Origin of the sequence: Saccharicrinis sp. 156 (assembly GCF_050589685.1) — a bacterium.
Taxonomy (GTDB): Bacteria; Bacteroidota; Bacteroidia; order Bacteroidales; family Marinilabiliaceae; genus Saccharicrinis.
Genome location: NZ_JBNGOS010000079.1, coordinates 1 through 6,464, shown reverse-complemented (window position 1 = coordinate 6,464; position 6,464 = coordinate 1). Strand labels below are relative to the sequence as shown.

Here is a 6,464-nt window from a genome sequence, read left to right as displayed (position 1 = left end):
CATCCGCCGGAATGTCATGCTAAAACACAACCTTAACCAACGTTTGGGAAGGGGGTCAACATGCTCCGGAATATCCAGTAAATTAAATAAATTAGAAAAACTTAAAACTTCAGCTTATTTCAGTTGTTAATTTCACATAGAAAAACAACGCCTGATTTAACACAAATTGGTAATTATGGCCTAGATTTAGACCGCTTGAAGTACGAGGAAACAACACTTTCCAGGTAGGATGAAAATTTATTCTTGATATCCTATAAATTCAATAAAAATGTGGATAGGTTAATGTCGCGAGATAAACCAAGTTTTTTTCTGAGGCGATAACGGTTTATTTCAACTCCTCTTTCAGAGATGTTCAACATAGGGGCTATTTCTTTTGTCGACAAATTCATTTTTATATAAGCACATAGTCTTATGTCTTTGGGTGATAACTGTGGAAATTGTTCTTTTAAACGATCAAAGAAATCAGAGTGAACAGCTTCAAAATGACTATCAAATATTTCCTTTTGTTGATGGTTATCTATTTCCTTGTTAATTCGTTTTCTCAGAATTACCATTTTTGTTTTTACAGCACCATCTTTCGTATCGTCAGACACCAGCTTTAGTTCCTGATTAATTTTCATCAGAAACTTGTTCTTATTTACATTATGGAGCGTTTGATTGACCAATTCTTTATCCAAATAGAGTTTTTCGTCCTTCAATTTTTCATTCCTTAGGCGAATAATCTCTTTTTCTGCCAGAATCGACTTCTGCTCATGTTCCCGTTCTTTTTTGAGTAAGTATTCCTGATGTTTCTTTTGTTCCATTTGTTTCGAAATCTCGAAACGTTTTTGAATAACCCAAAGTACAATTAGGCCAATTGAAATCAAAAGCAAAACATAAAAGAAATACGCTAATGTAGAGCGGTGCCAAGGTGGATCAATAATAAATGTAAAGCTGGCTTCTTCACTTTCAATCCCAAAACTATTTCTGGCTTTCACTCTAAATACATACTTATTTTCATGAAGATTACTAAGGTCGCGATAATTGTCTCTTGTCCAGGATGACCAACTTTCTGAATAATTATCAATATAATAGCTAAACTCTACCTGTTCGGGATTTTGATAAAATGGTGCGGCAAATTTAAACCGGAGTTCATTCTTACGAAATGGAAGATTTACTGTATTTTTCTCGAAATTAGCGTAAAATACAGTATCTAAATATGGCACATCTACTTGAGTAATAAAACTTTTAAAAGATTGATTATAAGATGACACAATTCGGGATGAATAATGTGCAAATCCATTTTCAGTGGCTATAAAAACATTCTCATTACCATGAACATATAAAAACTCCCAATTACGTACTAATTTATTTTGTAATTGCATGAATGGTGATGTAATTTTAGTATACGTACCGTCATCATTCCTACGACTTACACTTGCTCCTTTTCCTTCAATGTACCAGTAATTTCCATCCTCATCCTGTTTTATATTCTTCATTTGCCCATCCAGATCAAAAAACATATTTATGTTTTTATCTTTCTCAAATCTGTCTGTCAAACTATTATACACATAAAGACCATCTATTGCTGATATATACCATGATTTATTGATTGTTAACAGTATATTTTGATACGCGGTAGGCAAGCCATGTTGTTTTCCATAAAGTTTTACGTTTAATACAGAATCTAGTTCTTCATTTAATTCTACTTTAAAAACACCCTTTGTTCCATCACTCACCCAAAAATTACCATTTTCATCTTCTACTATAAAACGACTAGCTTCAGCAAATCCTTTTATTTTACATTTATATTTCAGTTGTTTTCCGACCTTACGAAATACTGACAATCCGCTATAATTACCTGCAATAAAATAACTTGAATCCTCTTTTAACGAAATAAAAGTAAATGTACCCAGTTTGTCATTAATTAAATGGGCATCATACTCATCAATTACAAATATTCCAAAATTATGACCGCATACCAACTGGTTATTTAACTCTTTTAGACTCCAAACCTGGCCTTCCGTTCCACGAATCAATTTGAATTTCGAAGACTCATCCCGAGATGAAGCATCAAAAGGTTTAGCAAAGAGTCCTCGGTTGGTTCCTAAATACAAAATTCCTTTGAATATAGCACAACAATAACCAGTACTGATTCCTTCCGCACCCGATATGTATGTAAGTGGAGAGTTTAATTCAATGTAGTCAATCCCATTGTCAAGTCCCAACCACAAATTTCCTGATTTATCGTTATGTAAGCCAAGTATTGTATTATTTTGCAATCCATTATTGCTATTTAAATGTTGAATAATCGTTCCATCAGAATTTGCAATTATCACACCGTTCAGTATGGTACCAATGGCCAAATTATTCCCTTCCAGTGTAGTCGCACAGAACATAATGTCCTTCTCAACCTGATGACTGACAGGCACATCCCACTTTGCGAGTATTCCTTGTCTAAATTCATACCAACCATTTCGTGCTGTTCCAATTAGCAAATGGTTCTCATAAAAACTAATTATGGAAAGTATTTCTTTATCTTTTAAATCTTCAGTCCCAGCAACTTTATTTACAAATCCATTAGTTAGTTCAAATAATCCAATACCGGGTTCATGAATAAATAATCTTTTATTTACATAAAAGGAGTAATGAAAGGCTTTCTGTGGTCTTATCACATTAATTTCCCCATCCTTAAGGACAAAAATAAAGCTAAACGATTGAAATACTATACCATAATGAGTGTTATACACTTTCCATATAACGTCAGCTGATTGTATATCGGGAGGTAATTTATGAAGTAAACTTTTGAATATAGGACCTCCGGCAGCGTATGGATCAAAAATGCCAAAATCATTGTCCAAACCAACAAAGATTGTACCTTCTTGGTCAATACATAATGAACGAACAGGCGATGTGGGTGAGACATGAAAAAGTTTCCACTCTAAACCATCGAATCGTAAAAGTCCATAATTATTAGCAAAGTACATAAAACCATCAGGATCCTGTGCACAATTCCAGTTTTGAGTACCAGCCTTGTAAACTACTTTAGGGTAGTTTATTATATTTGGACTACCTATTTTCTTAACCTGGCCTAACGCCAATACAGGGAGTAATAAAAATAGTATGATAAAGTTTTTCATTAAGATCTACTTCTGTTTTCTTTAAGAAATCAATATTAAAATTACAATTTTATAGGAATTTTGGAAGAACCTCGCTGAATTCATTTACAGCCTCATCAAATATACGGATATTAAGACAAAAGCATTAATTGTTTTAATGGTTTCAAAACACGAGCTTCTAAGAATTCACATTGCTATATAAAAAGCTTATTCCCGGAAGCGAAAAAACCCAGAGCATGCTATCAACTTTGGGAAGATAAATCAAGATCTATTACTGAAAATATTGAAATAGCGAATATCAGTATGGCAACATTTTACTGTATATCGCTTAACCTAAGGCAGAAAGTAAAAATACAATTTGATTAAATAAATTTTGTTTATATATTTAGAATTCAATTAAAAACCATCAAAAACAACCCTATGCCTACTAATTATTTCAATCAGATATAAACTTTCATAAAAACCGAATAGCGTATTTTGGTGTTATATTACTATTCAAAACAGCATGTTAAGTGATGTATTTTTAATAAAAATTCACCACACATGAAAAACTTAACATAAACATAACAGTCATCGCTATTGGAATTTTTATCTTCTCATTAATAAACCTTACTAAAAGTTTAAGTATAAAATGTATTAAAAACTTATAGGATTTTTTTCATGGACCATCTCAAAAAAATAAAAGAAAAACTCATCAAGGAGTTCCAAAAATTACATGGGGAGAATCGTGTTCTGAAAACTAAATATGCTAAGAAATCTTTAGCTCAAAAAAGAGAATCTCACGAATTGAAAGGGGAGCAACAAAAAGCCATTCTTCATTCAATACCAAGTGGTTTTTGGAGGGCCGACATGCAAGGCAGGTTGTTGGAGGTGAATGCAGCCTATTGCCAAATGAGTGGCTACAGTGAGCAGGAGTTACTGAAGATGTGTATTTCTGATTTAGATGCCATTGAAAATGCCGAAGCTACATTGGCCCGTTTACAAAAAATGAAAGAATTTGGAGGTGAACATTTTGAATCGAAACATACGCGAAAAGACGGGAGTATTTTTGATGTTGAAGTAATTACCAACTATCTTAATATTAATGACGGACAGATTGTAGGTTTTACGAATAACATTACCGAACGGAAAAAGGCCATTAAGAAACTGGAAGAAAGTGAAAGTCGTTACAAAAGCGTATTTACCAATGCTGGCTTAGGTATTGCCACCGTTTCAATCGATAGTAAATTACTGACTGCTAACCCAGAGTTCGAAAACATCTTGGGTTATACCCTTGAAGAATTGAAAGGCTTGACTTTCTCTGAGTTTACCCATCCCGACGATATTAAAAAAGATGAAGAGCAATACCGTAAGTTAATGCATAGCAAAATAGATTCCTATAAAATGGATAAAAGATATATCCATAAAAAAGGACATGTCATTTGGGGGCAGCTTACGGTAAGCGTTGTTAAGGATGAATACAATAATATCTTATACTCGGTGGCCTTAGTTAAAGATATTACCGCGAAAAAAAATACAGAGACTCAATTACTTTTAAGTACAGCGCGTTTAAAGGAGGCACAAAAAATTGCATTACTCGGAAACTTTGAGCATGATTTTAAGCAAGGTACATCATGGTGGTCAGAACAAGCCTATACAATATTTGGTTTTGAGCCAAATCCCAACCCTCCCCAGTTTAATTTTATTATACAAAGGTTGCCCGAAGCCGATGCGGTAAAATTTACCGCCCTACTGCAGCGGGCAGAGAAGAACGGTGAAGATTATAGCCTGACTTTTAGGTATAATATGCCCTATAAAAAGGATCATAAATATATATGGCTTCAGGCTGCGGTACTTTTCGATGACCAAAAGAAACCCCAAGGCGTAAAAGGAATTATTCAGGATGTAACCCAGAAACGGAAGTTGGAGATAGAAAAAGATCTTTACCTGGAACGTATTTCATCTTTGATGAAATATACCGACGAAGGTTTCTACTTGTTTGAAACATCCGAACCGGTTGATGTCAGCCTTCCTGCCCAAGAGCAGGTTAAGCTTATTTATTCAGGCGTTATTGTGGAATGTAACGATGCACAAGCAAAAATGTATGGTTACACGAAGGCAACAGATATACATGGTAAAACCTTATTAGAACTGCATGGAGAAGATTCAAACCCTGAAAATATTTCCTTTATTTTAGATTGGATTGAATCGAACTATGAAATTAGAAATGCAGTATCGGAAGAAAGAGATATCAATGGGAATGCCATCTATTTTTCCAATAATATTATTGGAATTATTAATGAGGGCAAGCTTGAGAGAATATGGGGCACGCAAAGAGATATTACCGACCATATAAAATACGAACAAAGCCTGAAAGATGCCAAACAAAAAGCCGAAGTAGCCAATATTTACAAGAACCAATTCCTGGCCAACATGAGCCACGAAATCCGTACCCCCATGAATGGTATGGTAGGCTTTGCCGACCTATTGGATAGTGACGACATTGACAAGGAAACGCGCAGCAGTTATGTACAGATCATAAAAAACAGTTCGGACCAGTTGCTAAATTTGATCAACGACATTATTGATGTTTCAAAAATAGAAGCCGGAGAATTAAAACTTAAAATAACCTCCTGCAGTTTAAAAAATATCTTTGCCAATATTGATGCCAGTACAAAAATTCAGAAAAGAGAAAAAGGCAAAGGACACCTTGAGATCAAATACGTCAAACCTAAAGAATTTGACGATTTAATGATTGAAACAGATCCATTACGACTTCAGCAGATACTTATAAACCTTATAAATAATGCCTTGAAGTTTACCCACAAAGGGCGCATTGAATACGGTTTCAAATTAAATGATAAAACCATCATTTTCTTTGTGAAAGATACGGGTATCGGTATGAACAAAGAAGAGGTTAATTTGATTTTTAACCGTTTTGAGCAACTGGAAACAAACGATCCCGGTAAAAATGAAGGAACAGGTTTAGGCTTGTCTATTTCAAAAGGAATTGTTGACTTATTGGGTGGTGAGTTTGTTGTAGAATCGGAACCTGGTGTTGGATCTGACTTTACTTTTACCATACCTTTAAAAATGACACAGGAAAATTACACTTTAAACTCATCTAACTAAGCATAACAAACATATATCGAAAACTACTAGGTTTTATTGTGCATGTGTTTATTGTGTTGTTATCCCTTAAAAACATATTATTCTAGCTATGTGATCTGCTGGTTATCAACATCAATAATGATTTTTACCTTAAGCAAGACTAGATTAACAACAGAAGCTCCCATCTGGTAAAAACGCATTAAACCCGCAATATGCATTAGAAATTCTATTACCCATTGAAATTACTTTAAAACAAGACACTTCGTTGCATCACTT

At 34.1% G+C, this 6,464-nt stretch carries 2 protein-coding genes; one reads left to right on the top strand and one right to left on the bottom strand.

Annotation, left to right across the window (positions count from 1 at the left end; all coding sequences use genetic code 11):
- Positions 1-251: 251 nt before the first annotated feature.
- Positions 252-3,119 carry a ligand-binding sensor domain-containing protein gene (locus ACRD64_RS24855; protein WP_430937274.1) on the bottom strand — a complete coding sequence of 956 codons (2,868 nt, stop codon included), beginning with the start codon at positions 3,117-3,119 and terminating at the stop codon, positions 252-254.
- A 639-nt stretch (positions 3,120-3,758) separates the two neighbouring features.
- Between ACRD64_RS24855 and ACRD64_RS24850 the strand changes: the two genes are divergently transcribed.
- Positions 3,759-6,209, top strand: a complete 2,451-nt coding sequence (locus ACRD64_RS24850) for a PAS domain S-box protein (protein WP_430937272.1) — start codon at positions 3,759-3,761, stop codon at positions 6,207-6,209.
- Positions 6,210-6,464 lie beyond the last annotated feature (255 nt).